18 protein-coding genes are annotated in these 17,316 nt (G+C 37.8%); 9 read left to right on the forward strand and 9 right to left on the reverse strand.

Features of this window, described 5'->3' with window-relative positions:
* Positions 1 to 138: 138 nt before the first annotated feature.
* The gene (locus I6E24_RS11180; protein WP_235328622.1) at positions 139 to 1,503 is read left to right on the forward strand and encodes a sigma-54-dependent transcriptional regulator; all 1,365 of its coding nucleotides are present in this window, start codon (positions 139 to 141) and stop codon (positions 1,501 to 1,503) included.
* Between the two features lie 319 nt (positions 1,504 to 1,822).
* On the opposite strand, the gene I6E24_RS11185 is transcribed toward I6E24_RS11180, so the two are convergent.
* The 5 genes from I6E24_RS11185 to I6E24_RS11205 all read right to left on the reverse strand — a co-directional run bounded on the left by I6E24_RS11185 (position 1,823) and on the right by I6E24_RS11205 (position 4,917).
* Complete coding sequence (locus I6E24_RS11185; RefSeq protein ID WP_235328623.1) at positions 1,823 to 2,491, reverse strand: RluA family pseudouridine synthase; 669 nt, start codon at positions 2,489 to 2,491, stop codon at positions 1,823 to 1,825.
* Between the two features lie 81 nt (positions 2,492 to 2,572).
* Positions 2,573 to 3,319: a 3-oxoacyl-[acyl-carrier-protein] reductase gene (fabG, locus tag I6E24_RS11190; RefSeq protein ID WP_235328624.1), complete on the reverse strand. Its 747-nt coding sequence runs from the start codon at positions 3,317 to 3,319 to the stop codon at positions 2,573 to 2,575.
* Positions 3,320 to 3,357: 38 nt separating this feature from the next.
* Positions 3,358 to 3,951, reverse strand: a complete 594-nt coding sequence (locus tag I6E24_RS11195; protein WP_235328626.1) for a TetR/AcrR family transcriptional regulator — start codon at positions 3,949 to 3,951, stop codon at positions 3,358 to 3,360.
* 294 nt (positions 3,952 to 4,245) lie between these two features.
* Positions 4,246 to 4,680, reverse strand: coding sequence for a nucleoside deaminase (locus I6E24_RS11200; RefSeq protein ID WP_235328627.1), 435 nt, complete (start codon positions 4,678 to 4,680; stop codon positions 4,246 to 4,248).
* Between the two features lie 3 nt (positions 4,681 to 4,683).
* Positions 4,684 to 4,917, reverse strand: coding sequence for a hypothetical protein (locus I6E24_RS11205; protein ID WP_235328628.1), 234 nt, complete (start codon positions 4,915 to 4,917; stop codon positions 4,684 to 4,686).
* A gap of 73 nt (positions 4,918 to 4,990) precedes the next feature.
* Between I6E24_RS11205 and I6E24_RS11210 the strand changes: the two genes are divergently transcribed.
* From I6E24_RS11210 to I6E24_RS11220, 3 genes are read left to right on the forward strand one after another with little or no spacing between them, the layout of a single operon-like run.
* Positions 4,991 to 5,356: a YraN family protein gene (locus I6E24_RS11210; RefSeq protein WP_235328629.1), complete on the forward strand. Its 366-nt coding sequence runs from the start codon at positions 4,991 to 4,993 to the stop codon at positions 5,354 to 5,356.
* A gap of 21 nt (positions 5,357 to 5,377) precedes the next feature.
* The gene (locus I6E24_RS11215; RefSeq protein ID WP_235328630.1) at positions 5,378 to 6,115 is read left to right on the forward strand and encodes a biotin--[acetyl-CoA-carboxylase] ligase; all 738 of its coding nucleotides are present in this window, start codon (positions 5,378 to 5,380) and stop codon (positions 6,113 to 6,115) included.
* A gap of 18 nt (positions 6,116 to 6,133) precedes the next feature.
* Positions 6,134 to 7,447 carry an MATE family efflux transporter gene (locus I6E24_RS11220; protein ID WP_235328631.1) on the forward strand — a complete coding sequence of 438 codons (1,314 nt, stop codon included), beginning with the start codon at positions 6,134 to 6,136 and terminating at the stop codon, positions 7,445 to 7,447.
* Here I6E24_RS11220 and I6E24_RS11225 read toward each other — a convergent pair.
* The gene (locus I6E24_RS11225; protein ID WP_235328632.1) at positions 7,419 to 8,837 is read right to left on the reverse strand and encodes an ATP-dependent DNA helicase; all 1,419 of its coding nucleotides are present in this window, start codon (positions 8,835 to 8,837) and stop codon (positions 7,419 to 7,421) included. The two genes, I6E24_RS11220 and I6E24_RS11225, sit on opposite strands and share 29 nt — an antisense overlap.
* 94 nt (positions 8,838 to 8,931) lie before the next feature.
* Between I6E24_RS11225 and I6E24_RS11230 the strand changes: the two genes are divergently transcribed.
* The 3 genes from I6E24_RS11230 to I6E24_RS11240 are packed head-to-tail and all read left to right on the forward strand — an operon-like array spanning position 8,932 to position 11,031.
* Positions 8,932 to 9,618: a hypothetical protein gene (locus I6E24_RS11230; RefSeq protein ID WP_235328633.1), complete on the forward strand. Its 687-nt coding sequence runs from the start codon at positions 8,932 to 8,934 to the stop codon at positions 9,616 to 9,618.
* Positions 9,619 to 9,634: 16 nt separating this feature from the next.
* Complete coding sequence (locus I6E24_RS11235) at positions 9,635 to 10,453, forward strand: DUF3822 family protein (RefSeq protein ID WP_235328635.1); 819 nt, start codon at positions 9,635 to 9,637, stop codon at positions 10,451 to 10,453.
* The gene (locus tag I6E24_RS11240) at positions 10,444 to 11,031 is read left to right on the forward strand and encodes an RsmD family RNA methyltransferase (RefSeq protein ID WP_235328637.1); all 588 of its coding nucleotides are present in this window, start codon (positions 10,444 to 10,446) and stop codon (positions 11,029 to 11,031) included. Before I6E24_RS11235 ends, I6E24_RS11240 begins: the two co-directional genes overlap by 10 nt.
* On the opposite strand, the gene cls is transcribed toward I6E24_RS11240, so the two are convergent.
* The 3 genes from cls to I6E24_RS11255 form a co-directional block, all read right to left on the reverse strand.
* Positions 11,003 to 12,409, reverse strand: a complete 1,407-nt coding sequence (cls, locus tag I6E24_RS11245; protein ID WP_235328639.1) for a cardiolipin synthase — start codon at positions 12,407 to 12,409, stop codon at positions 11,003 to 11,005. The two genes, I6E24_RS11240 and cls, sit on opposite strands and share 29 nt — an antisense overlap.
* A 180-nt stretch (positions 12,410 to 12,589) precedes the next feature.
* Positions 12,590 to 15,466 (reverse strand): TonB-dependent receptor, encoded by a 2,877-nt coding sequence (locus I6E24_RS11250; protein ID WP_235328641.1) that lies wholly within the window; start codon positions 15,464 to 15,466, stop codon positions 12,590 to 12,592.
* A 94-nt stretch (positions 15,467 to 15,560) separates the two neighbouring features.
* Positions 15,561 to 15,974, reverse strand: coding sequence for a hypothetical protein (locus tag I6E24_RS11255; RefSeq protein ID WP_235328643.1), 414 nt, complete (start codon positions 15,972 to 15,974; stop codon positions 15,561 to 15,563).
* A 111-nt stretch (positions 15,975 to 16,085) separates the two neighbouring features.
* On the opposite strand from I6E24_RS11255, the gene aroB reads away from it, so the two are divergent.
* Positions 16,086 to 17,150 carry a 3-dehydroquinate synthase gene (gene aroB, locus I6E24_RS11260; protein WP_235328645.1) on the forward strand — a complete coding sequence of 355 codons (1,065 nt, stop codon included), beginning with the start codon at positions 16,086 to 16,088 and terminating at the stop codon, positions 17,148 to 17,150.
* The coding region (locus I6E24_RS11265) for a hypothetical protein (RefSeq protein WP_235328646.1) at positions 17,134 to 17,316 on the forward strand (183 nt) is incomplete at its 3' end. The genes aroB and I6E24_RS11265, both read left to right, overlap by 17 nt.

Raw genomic sequence — 17,316 nt, forward strand, 5'->3', positions numbered from 1 at the left:
ACCAAACATATAACAAAAACAAAAAATGCATACAACTATACGTACTATTAGATAATATTTATAAAAATAAGGATTGTAAAAACTATTGGATAGAATTTATAGATTAACTTTGTAGAAATAAAAAAACATTTTCATTATATGATTCCGTCCATTTTAATTGTTGAAGACGATCTAACATTCTCTACCATGCTCAAGACCTGGCTCAGTAAAAAAGGCTTTGATGTAGAAACTGCCGGCACATGCGCAAAAGCCCGCAAGCAGATTACATCGAAGGAATTCAGTCTGATATTATCAGACCTCAGACTTCCGGACCAGGACGGTATGCAACTGCTCACATGGATGAGAGAACTTGACATAAACACCCCGTTCATAATGATGACAAGCTATGGAGAGATACAAAATGCTGTCACAGCTATGAAACTGGGAGCAACTGACTATGTAAAGAAACCAGTACAGCCTGACGAACTTCTAAAGAAAATAAACGAGGCACTGGAATCACAAACAAGGGTAAAACCTTCTCAGCAAAAAGAAAAAAAGAAGGAAAACTCAGCCGAAACTTATGCAAACAATTTTCTTGAAGGAGAAAGCGAAGCCGCACGCCAACTGTTCAGTTACGTCAACCTTGTGGCACCGACCCAAATGTCCGTTTTAATAAACGGTGCAAGCGGAACAGGAAAAGAGTATGTAGCCCACAGAATACATCAGTTGAGCAAACGTAACGAAAAACCGTTCATAGCAATAGACTGTGGTTCAATACCTAAAGATTTGGCTGCATCCGAATTCTTCGGACACGTGAAAGGTTCATTTACCGGTGCACTTACAGACAAAACCGGAGCATTTGAAGAAGCAAACGGAGGAACACTTTTTCTTGATGAAATAGGTAATCTGAGTTACGAAGTACAGGTACAGCTATTACGCGCCCTTCAGGAAAGACGAGTAAGGAAAATAGGTTCAACTAAAGAAATACAGGTAGATGTCCGACTGATATGCGCCACTAACGAGAACCTAAAAGAAGCCATTTCAAAGGGAACGTTCAGAGAAGACCTGTATCATAGAATAAATGAGTTCACCCTTCGCATGCCGTCTCTTAAAGAACGCCAGGAAGACATTCTTCTATTTGCAAATTTCTTCCTTGACCAGGCAAACAAGGAGCTGGACAAGGACCTGATAGGGTTTGATGCTGCAGCAAGCTCAATGCTACAAAAATATGAATGGCCAGGAAATTTAAGACAACTAAAAAATATAGTAAAAAGAGCGACACTACTTGCCAAAGGCGATTTCATTAGTCCCAACGAACTTGGAGAAGAAATAAGCGAAAAAAAAGAAGCTGATTCAACTCCATTGATTTTCGGTTCTTCACTGAATAAAGAAGAAACTGAAAAACAGCTAATCATCAACGCTCTTAAACAAACCGGAAACAACAAATCTAAAGCGGCTACATTACTGGGAATTGACAGAAAAACACTCTACAATAAATTAAAACATTACGACATTCCACAATAAGCTGTAGAAAAATTCCACACATTCTACAAATATTCCACATGCATGGCAACAATGCATGTGGAATATTTTATTTATAACAAACTGATTGACAAAGAGATATTCCAGCCACACATTTTTTGGCACAACATTTGCGAAATATTTATCGAATAAGATTTTAAAATTAGATAAAGCTAGACTAAACACACAAAACCCAACCCCATAGAATAAATTTTCTGAGATTGTATATCAATATACATAAATCTACAATCTTATGATAATGAAGATGCCTATGTGTTAAAAACGGAAAAGAGCACGCTGTGAAGCATGCTCTTTTATTTTTTTATATTCCAAAGCCATTCCAGAGATTACCGGAAGGCAATTCTGCCGTAACATCTATTACTTCTTTCGACACCGGATGTATAAATTTCACTCTACGCGAATGCAGGCAAATACTTCCATCCGGATTTGAGCGTGGAAATCCGTACTTCAAATCACCCTTAATCGGACATCCCATCTTTGCCAACTGACAGCGTATCTGATGGTGGCGTCCCGTATGCAGATTAACTTCCAACAGGAAATAATTCTGCGAATGTCCGATAAGCCTATAGTCCAAAACAGCCTTTTTGGAATCTTTTACTTCTTTATCGTATGCATACGACTTGTTCTGCTTTTCATTCTTAACCATATAATGTACCAGAGTGCCCTCTTCATTTGCCGGTGCATTCTTCACTACTGCCCAATAAGTTTTCTCCACCTCACCATTTCTGAACATATCATTCAGACGGCTCAAAGCCTTACTGGTTTTTGCAAATACAACCAGTCCGCTGACCGGCCTGTCCAATCTGTGGGTTACACCTATGAAGACATTTCCCGGCTTATTATATTTCTCCTTCAAATACTGTTTTACGGTTTCTGAAAGTGGAGTATCACCAGTCTTGTCTCCCTGAACAATTTCCGAGGCAGTCTTATTTACAATTATTATATGATTATCTTCGTAAACTACAGTCATAGGAATATATTTATAAAAAACAGGCACAGATTTCATTATACCAACGAAGCCTGTGCCCGAACAATATCGTATATGAAAAAATTACATATTCATACCACCATCCACTTGGATAACCTGTCCAGAAACGTATGCAGACAAGTCAGAAGCAAGATACAATGCTGTATTCGCAACATCTTCAGTAGTACCGCCACGACGCAAAGGAATACGCTTGTTCCATTCAGCCTTAACTTCGTCTGAAAGCTGTGCAGTCATTTCTGTGATGATGAATCCCGGAGCGATAGCATTGGCACGGATACCGCGTGAACCAAGTTCCTGAGCAATAGATTTAGCCAATCCAATCATACCAGCCTTAGATGCAGAATAGTTACACTGACCGGCATTTCCGTGTACACCAACTACAGATGCCATGTTGATGATGTTACCACTCTTCTGACGCATCATGATTGGAGTACAAGCATGGATAAAGTTGAATGCCGACTTCAAGTTTACAGCGATAACAGCATCCCACTGAGCTTCGCTCATACGCATCATCAAACCGTCTTTTGTAATACCGGCATTGTTAACAAGAATATCGATTGTACCGAATTCCTCCTTAATCTGTTCAACAACCTTAGCAGTATCTTCAAAATTGGCAGCATTCGAAGCATAACCCTTAACCTTAACACCGAAAGCTGCAATTTCCTTTTCTGTGTTCAATCCGTTTTCATCGATTACCAAATCAGTAAACGCAATGTTTGCTCCTTCTGCAGCAAACTTCAATGCTATAGCCTTACCGATACCCCGGGCAGCACCGGTTACGATAGCAGTTTTTCCAGTTAATAATCCCATAATTATTTTAGTTTAAAATATTACTGTCATTTGTATTATCAGTTTTCAGCCTTACATCCCAAAGCACCGTAAACTATTTTCTTGACATATCTCCATGAAGTTTCGTCATCCAGTTCTTCGGCTATCTGTCCTCTTATAAACGGGACCTCTATACCTTTTATGCAGTAATGCAGTATTGAAGCCGTTATTTCCACATCATCAATATCAAATACTCCCGCATCTTTTCCCTCTTTAAGAATTTTCCTAAAAAGAGCCACTTCCTTTATATCAAAGTCCTTTCTTTCTGCCTCAACCTTCCAAATGTCTCTGAAAAAATCGGCTCTTAAAGTACCGTTTCTATAAACAATGGTTTTAGTAGACTCCAGATGTGTAAAAATCAGTTCCAGAATTTTCTTTTCAGGAGAGATATCTTTCTGCGCAACTTTATTAAGAGTCTGATACAGCATTTCTATTTCAGCCTCCACCACAGCCATATATATTTCTTCCTTGCTCTTGAAATAAGTATAGAGCGTCCTTCGCCCTTTTTTTGAAGCAACAGCAATATCATTCATGGTAGTATCCTCGACTCCTTTTTTTGCAAAAAGTTGCCTGGCTACATCCACTAGTTTGGCTCTGGTTTTTAATACTGTCATATTATCCTCATTCTATTGCACACCATCTATATCTGTGTGCAAAAATACATCTTTATATCATATAATACAAATGTACGGTAAATTTTGTTATTTTATTCTATAAAATCAGTTTAAATAAAACTTGCCATAAATTTGAAGTAAAACGTGGGCAAATTTGAAGTTAAACGTGGGCAAGTTTGAAGTTAAACGTGGGCAAGTTTGAAGTTAAACGTGGGCAAGTTTTTTTAAAACATTGAAGAGGGATAAAACAGGTCAAATTATCATTGGATCAACCAGTATATCAGACCTAAAAAATCACCTTCTTTTCTTGAAGAATTCCTTCATCAAACCGGCACATTCGTCAGCTAAAATTCCGGAAACAACTACGGTTTTCGGATGAAGAGATTCAGGAGCGTAACGCTGATATCCCCTTTTTTCGTCAGAGGCACCAAATACCAGTCTTCCTGTTTGTGCCCAGGCTATAGCACCGGCACACATCACGCACGGCTCCACAGTGACATAAAGCGTACAGTCATTCAGATACTTTGCTCCCAAAGCATTTGCCGCCGCAGTAATGGCCTGCATCTCGGCATGAGCTGTAACATCATTTAGAGTCTCAGTCAGATTATGCGCACGGGCTATTATACGGTCACGACAAACCACCACGGCCCCTACCGGTACTTCTCCCCTATCTGCTGCACGTTCCGCCTCGGCAAGTGCCTGCTTCATATAGAACTTATCGTCCGCCATATACTATCTACGCATTTCGTGTTCATTGAAAAGAGTAGGATAATCATCGTCCAATTGCTGATGGATATGAGACAATACGGTCTCACGAAGCCATCTCGCCTTGTTTGTTATCTTATATTTCTTGAGATAACATTCCACAATGCGGATTTCTTCTTCACTCATCAGACATACCATACGCTGCTTGCGCGGTGGAACAGATGACGGAACTCTCTTTCTTGTTTTACCTTTTGCTATCATTCAATGTGCAAAATTAATCTACTTCCGGTTAATTAAGAAAAAATAAATAAGTATTTTTGCAAAAAATGACAAAATGGCTCAACATAATATTTTAGGAAGAACAGGAGAAGACATAGCATGTAAGTTTCTTCAAGAAAAAGGATACGAGATAATGGAAAGAAACTGGACATGGAGAAAACTGGAATTGGACATAATAGCCAGAAAGGACAACTGCCTGATTATTGCAGAAATAAGAACAAGAAGTACTGATGTTTACGGTGAGCCTGAATACACAGTATCCGACAAAAAGATGAGAAGGATAATCAATGCTGCCGATGTGTATATAAAGAAAAATATGATTGACATGGATGTAAGGTTCGACATAATATCAATAACAGGACAAAACGGAAATTTTAATATAAAACATATTGAGGACGCCTTTATTTCTCCGGTATGGTAAAACAACAAATAATAAATTACAATGAGCTACCCAGAACCTATATATATACCACAAACAATATCAACTAATGTAAGCCTGGCAGAGATTTGTTCAAAAGGCTATACAGAAAACCTGACATCAGTATATTCGTCTTTTCAGACCGACGGCAGAGGACAACGAGGAAACAAGTGGGAATCTGAAGACGGCAAGAATCTGTTGTTCAGCTTTGTGATTTTCCCGAAGGGACTTCCAGCCAGAGAACATTTCATACTGCTGCAAATAACCGCTCTCGCACTATTCGACACTCTGTCGGAATACACAGACGGAATAAGCATAAAATGGCCGAACGATATTTACTGGATGGACAGGAAGATTTGCGGAACACTTATAGAAAATGACTTGAGCGGTATGAACATAGAAAGATCCATCTCGGGAACCGGTGTAAATCTGAATCAGAAGATATTCAGAAGCGATGCACCAAATCCTATTTCATTATCACAAATTACGGGACAGGAATACGATATTGAGACAGTTCTTCATAAGATAATGAACTCTGCAAGTATCTACCATCGTATGTTCGATAATGGTGAAAGCGATATTATCCGAAAAAAATATTTTGAGGCGATATACAGAAAAGATGGTTTCTACATGTATAAGGACGATAACGGAACGTTTGATGCCATTATAGAGGATATAGATAAAGACGGACGCCTAGTCCTGAAAGACAGAGAAGGAAGAGTGAGAAAATATCTGTTCAAGGAGGTGTCATACATTATATAATATACCAAACACAGAAACATGAACCAGACAAACAAGGAAATTCTGCAGATAGCCATACCATCAATCATCTCGAACATCACAGTACCACTGCTGGGACTGGTAGATGTAACCATAACCGGACATTTGGGGAACGTGGCATACATAGGTGCCATAGCCGTGGGAGGTATGCTGTTTAATATGATTTACTGGATTTTTGGTTTCCTGAGAATGGGAACAGGGGGTATGACATCGCAGGCATACGGAAGCAGAAACGACAATGAATGCCGAAATATACTGCTGCGCTCGTTAGGAATAAGCATTCTACTTGCAACCATACTTATTATGCTGCAAACACTCATTGTCAGCATAGCCTTTCTTTTTATCGATACAAGCCCTGAGGTAAAGAAATACGCGTCGGAATATTTCCACATATGCATCTGGGGGGCTCCGGCTGTATTGGGGCTATACAGTTTCACCGGATGGTTTCTCGGAATGCAAAATTCCAGATACCCGATGTACATAGCCATAACACAGAACGTAATAAACATTGCAGCAAGTCTTTTCTTCGTGAAAGAGATGGGAATGAAAATAGAGGGTGTGGCATACGGAACTCTGATTGCTCAATATGCCGGACTTATGATGGCAATAATCCTAGGACTTAAATACACCAAAAGGTATACATGGAACATATCTGCCGCACATATATTCAACAGGAAAAGTATGTCAGTTTTCTTTAAAGTGAACAGAGACATATTTTTCCGCACATTATGTATAGTAGCTGTGACAGTATTCTTCACATCATCCGGAGCGACATACGGAGACACTACACTCGCAGTCAACACTCTGCTAATGCAGATGTTTACTATCTTCTCATACATAATGGACGGATTTGCCTATGCAGGCGAAGCCCTGGTTGGTAAACATGTAGGCAGCCGTGACAACCGACTTCTGCGTCTGACAGTCAGACACCTTATTTATTGGGGTACCGGAGTTGCCTTATTTTTCACCTTATTATATATTATAGGGGGAAAGGATTTCCTGCAGCTACTGACCGACGACATGAACGTGATAAACAATTCATCACAATATTACTATTGGGTACTCGCAATACCTTTTGCCGGATTTATGGCTTTCATTCTGGACGGGATATGTATTGGCGCCACTGCAACGGGCATTATGCTGCGCTCGATATTCGTGGCTTCGATTGCATTCTTCTCTACATATTATATATCGGACAGTACAATGGGTAATCATTCGCTGTGGATGGCATTCATCGTATATCTGTTTGTAAGAGGAAGTGTTCAGGCAATACTCACCTATCGTCTTATTCAGTCTGACTTTCGGGCCAATTGACAAGATAAAGTTTCTCGCTTGCTCGGGTCAAGGCTGTGTATAACCAACGGTAATAATCGGGGGTGAAAGTATCTTCTGTGATATATCCCTGGTCGATAAAGATTCTTTTCCACTGTCCGCCCTGAGCCTTATGGCATGTCACGGCGTATGCATACTTCACCTGAAGAGCGTTATAGAAACTATCCTCTTTAAGTTTTTTCATACGTTCCCTCTTATTGGTTATGTCCGAATAATCTTCCATAACGGCATTAAACAGACGGTCACTGTCTTCTCTAGACATTGACGGATAATCGGAATGAAGAGTATCAAGCAAAATCTTGAGTTCAAACTCTATGTCATTATGGTCAGGAAAAGAAAGCACCACATCAGCAAATCTGAATCCGTACATTTCCTGAGTCCTACGTACTCGACGTACCACAGCTATATCCCCATTGGCTATGAAATCCATCTCCTTACAGTCTGCAGTCCAATGATAGTTGTTCTTGGCTATCATAAGTATATCACCTGTATTCAATTCATCTTCACGATAAAGGATTGTATTTCTTATTCCTTTATTATAAAGGTAAGCCCGTTTGTTGGAACGGCATATTATCATGGTTTCGTCCATACCCACCTCGTTATACGATGAGTTTATGGCTTCTATCAGTTCGCTCCCGGGAATTGAAGATATGTCGTCATAACCTTTAAACGACAATTTAGGAAGTTCATAAATATCATCGGCAATCATTCTTTCTCGGAGCATAGTCGCATTGGTAAGTATCCCGTTTCTGCCAGAATATCGAATAACCTCAGTGAGAATACATTCTGTAACATTAAGTCCGTAACCACGCAACACATCGGTACATAAAGCCGGGCTTTCTTCTTCTCCCACAGGCGGCAACTGAGCATTATCACCTATTATGATAAGGCGGCAACCTTGTCCGGCATATACATATTCAATAAGATCGTCCAGGAGCCTTCCGCTTCCGAACGATGCTCCGGACAATCCGTCGTTCGAAATCATAGAGGCTTCATCTACAATAAAAAGCGTATTTTTGTGAAGATTGTCATTCAGAGAGAAATTGTCGAGTTCGTTAGAAAAAGATTTCTGACGATAAATCTTCTTATGTATAGTATAGGCAGAACAACCAGAATAGTGCGAAAAAACCTTTGCAGCTCTTCCAGTAGATGCCATTAAAACATATCCTATTCGCAGTTCGAACAAAGTCTTTACAACAGCCCCTATTAGAGTCGTCTTACCGGTTCCAGCATAACCTTTCAGCAATAGCAATGCATCATTTTGGGGCTTAAACAAGAAATCTGCTATACATTGCATAGCTTTTTCTTGTTCATCTGTTGGTTTATAACAAAAATTTCGCTTAATTTGTTGCGTTAAATCGTTATTTAACATAAAAGTAGATAAAAAGATTGAGTAATATTTACGTTGTTCAAGTTATTTATTTTATTTTTGCGCTACGAATATAAACTAAAAAAATAATATTATCATGAAAACAGTTATTAATCTTGTTTTAGCAGCCTGCGTTGTAGGTTTGGTTTACATCTGCTACGGCAGTGTTATGGGTCCTATCAATTTTGACAAAGAAAGAGACATTAGAGAAAAAGCAATCATTGCTCGTCTTATCGACATCCGTAAGGCACAGCAGGAATACCGTGGTATGCATCAGGGTGCATATACTGCAGACTTCGATACATTGATTGACTTCGTAAAAACTGCAAAACTTCCATTCATCCTGAAAGTTGGTTCGTTGACAGATGCTCAGCTTGAAGCTGGTATGACTGAAAAGAAAGCAATGGCTATCATCAACAAGGCTAAAAAAACAGGTAACTATAAAGAAGTAGAAAAAGAAGGTTTACAGAACTTCCGTCGTGATACAATGTGGGTAGCTGTACTTGATACAATCTTTACAAAAGGATTTAACCCAGATTCACTTTGCTATGTACCTTACGGTAACGGAGCTAAATTTGAAATGGCAGTACGTAAAGACACTATGAAATCAGGTGCTCCTCTTAACTTGTTCCAGGCACAGGTTGCATACGATGTATATTTGGATGGTATTAACCGTCAGGAATTGGCTAACTTGAAAGACATGCAGTCTAAACTTGGTAAATATTGCGGTTTGAGAGTCGGCGACATCGAACAGCCAAACAACAATGCCGGAAACTGGGAATAATCAATCTCACTCATAAATGACAAAAGATTTAGATTTTAATAAATCAGAACAATATACATTATCCATCCGTCTCAGTACGGATGGATTTTCTTTTTCTATCTATAACCCTATTATAGAAAATGATTTCTACAGCCGTACATTTCCTGTAAACACACAAAGATCTATGGCTGCTAACGTGAAGGACTTTCTTGCCGCAACAGACGAGCTAAAACATACTTTCAAACAAACAAATATCATTATTCATTCAGAACGATATACTATTGTTCCACTTGATTTCTTCGAAGATGAATCGATGGAAGAAGTCTTTTATAACAATGTAAGGGAAAAAAGAAATGAAATAGTATTGTGCAATGTTCTGACCAACAGTAACTCTGTCGTTATTTTTTCACTTGACAAGCTGACACATGTATTCCTATCTGAACATTTCGCAAATGCCAGATTCTTTTCATCTATAAGTCCGCAGATTGAATATCTCACAATAAAAAGCAAACAAAGTAATTGCAAAAAGCTTTATACAAACATCAACAGCGGATATATAGATGTTATTTCAATGGAAAACGGAAGATTGATGCTCGCAAATACATATCAGTCTGTTTCATCCAATGATATTAACTACTTCCTGCTGAATATATGGCAAAAGACAGGATTCAGTCAAGAAAGAGACGAACTTCACATTACAGGAATACAAGATATAAAGAATACAGTTATTCCTGAAATGAAAAAATACATTAGCCATGTTTATAGTATTAACCCGCAAGCGGAATTCAACAACTCGACAACATCGAAGATAGAAAATATTCCGTTTGACGTACAATCATTAATCCTATGCGAGTAATTAGCGGTATATATAAAAGAAGAAGATTTGACGTTCCACATACTTTCAAGGCAAGACCTACAACAGACTTTGCTAAAGAAAACCTTTTCAATGTACTGAATAACTACATTGACTTTGAGGATAGCGTTATAGCTCTGGATCTATTTGCCGGTACAGGAAGTATCAGTATAGAATTGGTATCAAGAGGATGTGACAAAGTAATATCTGTGGAAAAAGACCCTCAGCACTTTGCTTTCATAAATAAAATAATGAAAGAAGTTAAGACAGACAAATGCTTTGTTCTGAAAGGAGATGTTTTCAAATATATTGAAAGATGTAATGAAAAGTTCGACTTCATATTTGCCGACCCTCCTTACGCACTTGAAAAACTTCCTGAAATTCCAAATATGATCTTTAAATATGAACTTCTAAAAAAAGACGGACTATTCGTTTTGGAACACGGGAAAGACCTGAGTTTCGAATCGCACCCCAATTTTATTGAACACAGATATTACGGAAGCGTAAACTTTTCATTCTTCGGATACAAGGAAGATACTCAGACTGAATCATCTACAGCAGAGGAGAAAACAAACGAATGACCGCCTCCTGGAGCTTATGCTTACCAGAACGTGAATTCCATATTTTCGGAGTAAGAAGCATACACGATTTTATATCATTATTAAATATACCCTTTAGAGCCAATGCCGTCTTTTTGTCATAAAAGAAAGCATTGGCTTCAAAATTATGTTCAAAACTCCTGAAATCCATGTTTGTAGAACCTATAGTAGAGATATAATCATCACTTACCATTAGTTTTGAATGAAGGAAGCCTTTCCTATACAAATACACCTTAACTCCTGCATCCATCATATCATCCAGATATGACATTGTACCCTTATGTATAATCCATGAATCGCCACGTTTGGGTATCATTATACGGACATCAACTCCCGCAAGAGCAGCCGTCTGCAAAGCGCTTAAGACAGGCTCTGTAGGCAGAAAATAAGGAGTCTGTATATATATATATGTTTTAGCACTGCTAATTGCCATAACATATCCTTGCATAATATCTCTCCATTTTCCAACCGGATCGGATGTAACTATCTGTGCAATGGAACCGGAAGAAGCACTAATGTCAGTATCGGCATCCGAAGTTTTCATCTTAGGGAAATATTCAGGAGAAGTTATCAGCGATCGTTCAACAGCAAACCAATCTGTCAGAAATGCTGTCTGAAGTCCGTATACAGCCTTACCTTCAATCTTCACATGCGTATCTCGCCAAATACCCCAAGAGAAGCCGTATAAATATCTGTACGCAATATTCATTCCACCGATATATCCTATATTACCATCTACGACAACAATCTTACGATGATTTCTATAGTTTACTTTAGATGTAAAAACCGGAAAGCGGACTTTAAGGAAAGACTGTACTTCAATCCCTTCACAAAGCATTTGTTCAAAAAACTCACGACTGACTTTCCAGCATCCCACATCGTCATAAAGCACTCTTACTTTAACACCTTGACGAGATTTATCAATCAGGGCATCTCTGAACAAACGTCCCACAGAATCGTCCTCTATTATATAAAACTCTACGTGAATATGATGTTTGGCACTGTAGATGGATTTAAGAAGTGAAAGATACATGGAATGTGCATCTGTAAAGATATCAATATTATTGCCTTCGAACGGCAAAGCATTGTTTACCTTTCTAAAAAATGACATTATCCTTGTCTTATCAGAATTTACCTTAAACGATTCCTGCATCTGATACTCTGACATTGGTCGCTTTATCAGCCTGGAATATCCTTTTTTGCTTATCAGACGTTCTTTTCTATTGCTTCGTCCCAAAAAAAAGTATAGTATCAACCCAACCAATGGAAGAAAGAAAAGAACCAATATCCATGCCATTGCCTTTACCGGATTTCTATTATCAAGCACGACAAATACGACTGTTGATAAAATCACCAACATGTACGTAAAATAAAAAAGAGTAAAGAATATATCACTCATAATATTACATAAACAGGTATAAAACAAAAATAAATGTTTTTCTCCAATTTATATACTATTCAATGAATTTAAATAATAAAAAACTGCATAAACCGATTATAGATTTATGCAGTCGATATATGATATGGAATTTTAATTTTATTATCTTCTATGTCCGAATCCAGGACCATGTCCTGAAGGACCAAATCCAGGCCCTCCCATAGGACGTCCACCTTGCTTTCCTCCAAACAGATTCAGACGATATATGAAATGTATCATACAATAACTATATATCGCATTATACTCTGTATCAGAACGCATTGCAGCTGATATTACACGACTGATATTACTCTGATTTCTCAAGATATCATAAAACTGAACACTTATTGTTGCAGCATTTCCTTTAAGGAAATTCTGGGAAATCTGGGCATTCCACAACAGCTCATCACGGTTCATTGACTCATCAGTATAACCACGTCTGGAGTTTTGGGACAAGTCTGTAGATATTGACATATTCCAAGGCAAGTTTATATTAGTACTGGCACCATATGAGAACTGATATGTATCCATATTGCTCGAAGCCTGATAACTGTTTCTGGAATGCATATAATTAATAGAACCATTCAAAGAAACTTCCCACCAGTCCGACCTGTAAGTTCCTCTAAGTCTTTCACCCAGATTCAGTTGTTTAGTGATATTCTTATCAGAATTCGTAGTAACTTCCTTACTACTGATATAACTTACCATATTGCTATATCTTGTAGTAGTGAACGTGTTTATGGTATACTTCTTGTTCTTCAAAGCAATATTTCCACCAACCATTCCGAATATATTCCAATTACCGTTTATATTCTCAGGCCTTGTAGTATATCCACCGGTTTGCTCATTATAGGTACGTCGGTTACTTATACTGTTCAACGTATTATTATATGTAAAATATGTCATACATCCTCTTTGAGTATTAACATTAAAAGTGTTATAATTTATTCGTAAGGTATTGGTAAATGCTGGTTTCAAATTAGGATTACCTTGTTTTATATTAAGCGGATCCGTATTATCCTCTATAGGCAAAAGGTCTGTCATACTAGGCTGCGAACTACGTCCTCTATAATCTACCCTTAACTGACTTGTCTTGGAAAATTTATATCTAAAGTCCAAAGTAGGAGTAAAATTAAATATCTTACGTACACTTACTGTATCCAAATCACCTTTTTTATAGTCTAGTTTTGTATTCTGTGGTTGCAATGATACTCCCAGGTTGAATTGGGATTTCTCAGTTATCCATCTATAAGACAGATCAACCTGATGATTGTAATAATCGTATACGGCACTCTTACTCAAATCATTGTTGTATACTCCGTTTATATCACCAGCCAGTCCCTGCGGAACTGTCCAATCATTAGGCATATCATAAGTAGAGTTATCAGACTGGTTTCTCTTGTACTGGAAATTATAGCTAAACTGTAAAAACATGTTTTTACGGATAGGCTCACTGTAAGAGATACGTGCACTGTAGTTGTAACTCTTTGTTGGAGTAGTAATATAGCGGTTCAATATTTCCAGCTGTTCCTCTACCGATTTCTGAAAATAATTAGTTTCAGAAGTAGAGAATTGCTCTGATTCACTATTTGTGAAACTATAGTATCCCCTTAAAGTTATATTCCTACCGGCCTTTCCCAAACGTCTGTTATACATAAGCGAAGCACCGTGGGTAAGAGAATTTGAACGTGAAAGACTGTTTCTGATTATCGTATTTATAATATTCTCCTCTGGAACAAGCTCTGTCAGATTATCAGCATTCATAAGTTCGTCAGTAGAATATACCGGATCCTGATTGAATGTATATGTTTTAGAGTCTGTTCCATTATCAGTGTCTCCCAATTGAAATCTTGGACGGAAAAGCACCATAGTCATAGTATCAGGATTCCACTCTATTCTGAAATCTGCAGTAAGATTCAAATTTTTATTGTCTTGCAGATTCATTGCATTGGTGAATGAGCTGGAAGTACTTGAAACAAATGTTTCCGAAGCTTGCTTGCTGCGGATATCAGAGTTTTTCAGATTAAAATTCACACTACCGTTGTTCTGCCATTTTTCTGTTTCTGTAGCAAAATTAAATCCCCCCATGTGTATTGTGTTCAAACCATTTTGGCGTCTCCATCCGCCTCCGCCACCTCCACCGGGGAAACCATTGTCGTTGACATTATTGGATGAACCAATTACAGTAAACTGATTACCACCGTAAAAACGGTTCAACAAGACCTTAGCACTATATCTATCCTGAGTACCACCTGCAACGTCAGCATTACCAAACCAGCCTTTGTTCATACCAGGCTTTACAGTAAGATCAAGCACGGTTTCTTCTTCACCATCCTGTATACCTGTAGCCTTAGCCATATCAGACTGTTTATCGTATGCACGCAATTTATCAATTATGTTAACAGGAAGATTTTTCAAAGCAATATTAGGGTCATCAGCAAAGAACTCCTTACCATCAATCATAATCTTACTGATTTCCTTTCCATTTATAGTGATCTTACCGTCATCATCAATTTCAGCACCCGGAAGTTTCTTTACCAGTTCTTCCAAAGCTGAGCCCTCTGGAACACGATATGCAGAGGAGTTATATACAAGTGTGTCCGCTACTGCTGTTACTTCAGGCGCCTGAGCAACTACTACCGCTCCTTCAAGCATTATTGCGTCTGACGACAGCTCTATATTACCTACAGACAATCTTGGTTTTTTACCTGATATTTCCACATTCTTGTATACAGGCTTATACCCTACAAAGGAAACTTTAAGTAAATACTTGCCAAACTTTGTATTTAAAGAAAATTTTCCATCCATATCGGTTATGTTACCGGTTACCATAGTACTGTCTTTCGGTGAAAGTACTTGAACTGTAGCCTGCATTACAGGCATCTTGTCATCGGCATCAACAACCAAACCAGATATGGTTCCTCTAGTAGTTCTCCCTTGAGAGAAGATTAGCAAAGGAGTCAAAACTCCTATCAAAAAACACAAAACCCTAATTTTCATAGTCCCAAAACTATATCATTCCATATTTAATAAATTAATTTCAATACGCATTTGATAAATAGATGGGCAAAAGGTTTAAATCAATAACGTTTTTTTAGTTTTTTCTATTGAATCTATTCTCAATTTTACGCTTTTGTTGCAGAAATTCAAAACAGATAACATTCATTACCATATAATATATACCTACAGAATTGTCAGCGCGCTGATAGTCCAATTCTATTGCAGAAAATATCAATATCGCCAAATAATATATTCCCCAAACAAACAATGCAAACCTCATGGCTTGTGCCCTAAGAGAAGATGTGACACTGTCCTCATCGTTTGTTTTAGCCAAAAAGATAAAAAACAAAGAAATCCAAATAACCGATTTTGCCGCTAATTTGACATAAATTAAACTGGCGTCTGTCTGGACCATGCCGAACATATACATTATCATCGGAACAAAAACAGACAAGATAAGAAGCACATAACCTAAAACTCGGAAAAATACGGGAAAAAGTCCTTTCATAATATAATTATCATTTAGTTTTAAAATCAAGATACAAAATTAATTATTTGTAAATGTAAATATTAGTTTTTCTAACTTTTTTTCTACTTTTGCCATTAAAATAATACAATCATGAGTAAACAGGAAATAATAATCTGCAATAATCTTAGAAATGACCTCGAAAAGTCCATATCATCGCATAAGTATGACAAATTGTTCATTCTGACTGACAATCACACATATTGCCAATGTTTGCCAGTTATAGAGAATATCAATCAGATAAAAGATGCCACACACATAACGATTGGAGTAGAAGACATAAACAAAACACTGGAAACTCTGGCATATGTATGGCTTAAACTAAGCAACAGTGGAGCTACACGCCATTCATTGATGATAAACCTGGGAGGAGGTATGGTTACAGACCTTGGAGGTTTTGCTGCTGCTACTTTCAAAAGAGGAATTCAGTTTATAAATATTCCTACAACACTTCTATCAATGGTAGACGCTGCTGTGGGAGGCAAAACAGGTATCAATTTCAATGGACTAAAAAATGAAATAGGTGCATTTGCTCCAGCTTCGGAAGTAATAATAGACAGTGAATTTCTGAAAACATCCGATTACGAAAACATAATATCCGGATATGCGGAAATGTTGAAACATGGATTAATCAGTACAGAAGAAAATTGGAAAGAACTCATCAAATTTGATTTTGACAAAGAGATAGACTATAAATCATTACAAAACCTTATAGGCAAATCCGTAGCAATAAAAGAAAATATTGTAGAACAGGATCCACATGAAAAGGGTATAAGAAAAGCTTTGAATCTTGGACATACTATAGGTCACGCATTTGAAAGCTTCGCCTTAAAAACAGAACATCCATCATTACATGGCTATGCAGTTGCATGGGGCTTGGTGTGCGAATTGTATCTTTCTCATGTTAAACTCAATTTTCCAAAAGAAAAGCTCAGACAGACTGTTACTTTTATAAAAGAACACTACGGAAGACTAAACTTCTCATGCAAGGACTATGACACACTATATGAACTAATGACTCATGACAAGAAAAACGAGTCTGCTGGCGAAATCAACTTCACCTTACTAAGCAATATCGGTGAAATAAAAATAAACCAGACAGTTTCAAAAGAAGATATATTCGAGAGTCTTGATTTCTATAGTGAAACTATGGGATAAAATAAGTAATGACAGGGATGTTAGGCAACATGCAAAATGTGTAGATTCCAAAACGAAGTGCAACGTTTTGGTCTTTAAAAGTAGTAGATTCAAGGAGGAAAGTGTTAACTTTGCCTCGTGGATCAAAGAGGAGGCGAGCTCTGCTGAGGAGCAACTCGACCAAGCA

Source organism: Bacteroides caecigallinarum (genome assembly GCF_021530995.1).
Classification (GTDB): Bacteria; Bacteroidota; Bacteroidia; order Bacteroidales; family Bacteroidaceae; genus Phocaeicola; species Phocaeicola faecigallinarum.

What these genes read in the sequence shown, in the direction of transcription:
- I6E24_RS11180 (WP_235328622.1), top strand. Translation starts at nt 139, where the DNA reads ATGATTCCGTCCATTTTAATTGTTGAAGACGATCTAACATTCTCTACC.
- I6E24_RS11185 (WP_235328623.1), bottom strand. Translation starts at nt 2,491, where the DNA reads ATGACTGTAGTTTACGAAGATAATCATATAATAATTGTAAATAAGACT.
- fabG (WP_235328624.1), bottom strand. Translation starts at nt 3,319, where the DNA reads ATGGGATTATTAACTGGAAAAACTGCTATCGTAACCGGTGCTGCCCGG.
- I6E24_RS11195 (WP_235328626.1), bottom strand. Translation starts at nt 3,951, where the DNA reads ATGACAGTATTAAAAACCAGAGCCAAACTAGTGGATGTAGCCAGGCAA.
- I6E24_RS11200 (WP_235328627.1), bottom strand. Translation starts at nt 4,680, where the DNA reads ATGGCGGACGATAAGTTCTATATGAAGCAGGCACTTGCCGAGGCGGAA.
- I6E24_RS11205 (WP_235328628.1), bottom strand. Translation starts at nt 4,917, where the DNA reads ATGATAGCAAAAGGTAAAACAAGAAAGAGAGTTCCGTCATCTGTTCCA.
- I6E24_RS11210 (WP_235328629.1), top strand. Translation starts at nt 4,991, where the DNA reads ATGGCTCAACATAATATTTTAGGAAGAACAGGAGAAGACATAGCATGT.
- I6E24_RS11215 (WP_235328630.1), top strand. Translation starts at nt 5,378, where the DNA reads ATGAGCTACCCAGAACCTATATATATACCACAAACAATATCAACTAAT.
- I6E24_RS11220 (WP_235328631.1), top strand. Translation starts at nt 6,134, where the DNA reads ATGAACCAGACAAACAAGGAAATTCTGCAGATAGCCATACCATCAATC.
- I6E24_RS11225 (WP_235328632.1), bottom strand. Translation starts at nt 8,837, where the DNA reads ATGTTAAATAACGATTTAACGCAACAAATTAAGCGAAATTTTTGTTAT.
- I6E24_RS11230 (WP_235328633.1), top strand. Translation starts at nt 8,932, where the DNA reads ATGAAAACAGTTATTAATCTTGTTTTAGCAGCCTGCGTTGTAGGTTTG.
- I6E24_RS11235 (WP_235328635.1), top strand. Translation starts at nt 9,635, where the DNA reads ATGACAAAAGATTTAGATTTTAATAAATCAGAACAATATACATTATCC.
- I6E24_RS11240 (WP_235328637.1), top strand. Translation starts at nt 10,444, where the DNA reads ATGCGAGTAATTAGCGGTATATATAAAAGAAGAAGATTTGACGTTCCA.
- cls (WP_235328639.1), bottom strand. Translation starts at nt 12,409, where the DNA reads ATGTTGGTGATTTTATCAACAGTCGTATTTGTCGTGCTTGATAATAGA.
- I6E24_RS11250 (WP_235328641.1), bottom strand. Translation starts at nt 15,466, where the DNA reads ATGAAAATTAGGGTTTTGTGTTTTTTGATAGGAGTTTTGACTCCTTTG.
- I6E24_RS11255 (WP_235328643.1), bottom strand. Translation starts at nt 15,974, where the DNA reads ATGAAAGGACTTTTTCCCGTATTTTTCCGAGTTTTAGGTTATGTGCTT.
- aroB (WP_235328645.1), top strand. Translation starts at nt 16,086, where the DNA reads ATGAGTAAACAGGAAATAATAATCTGCAATAATCTTAGAAATGACCTC.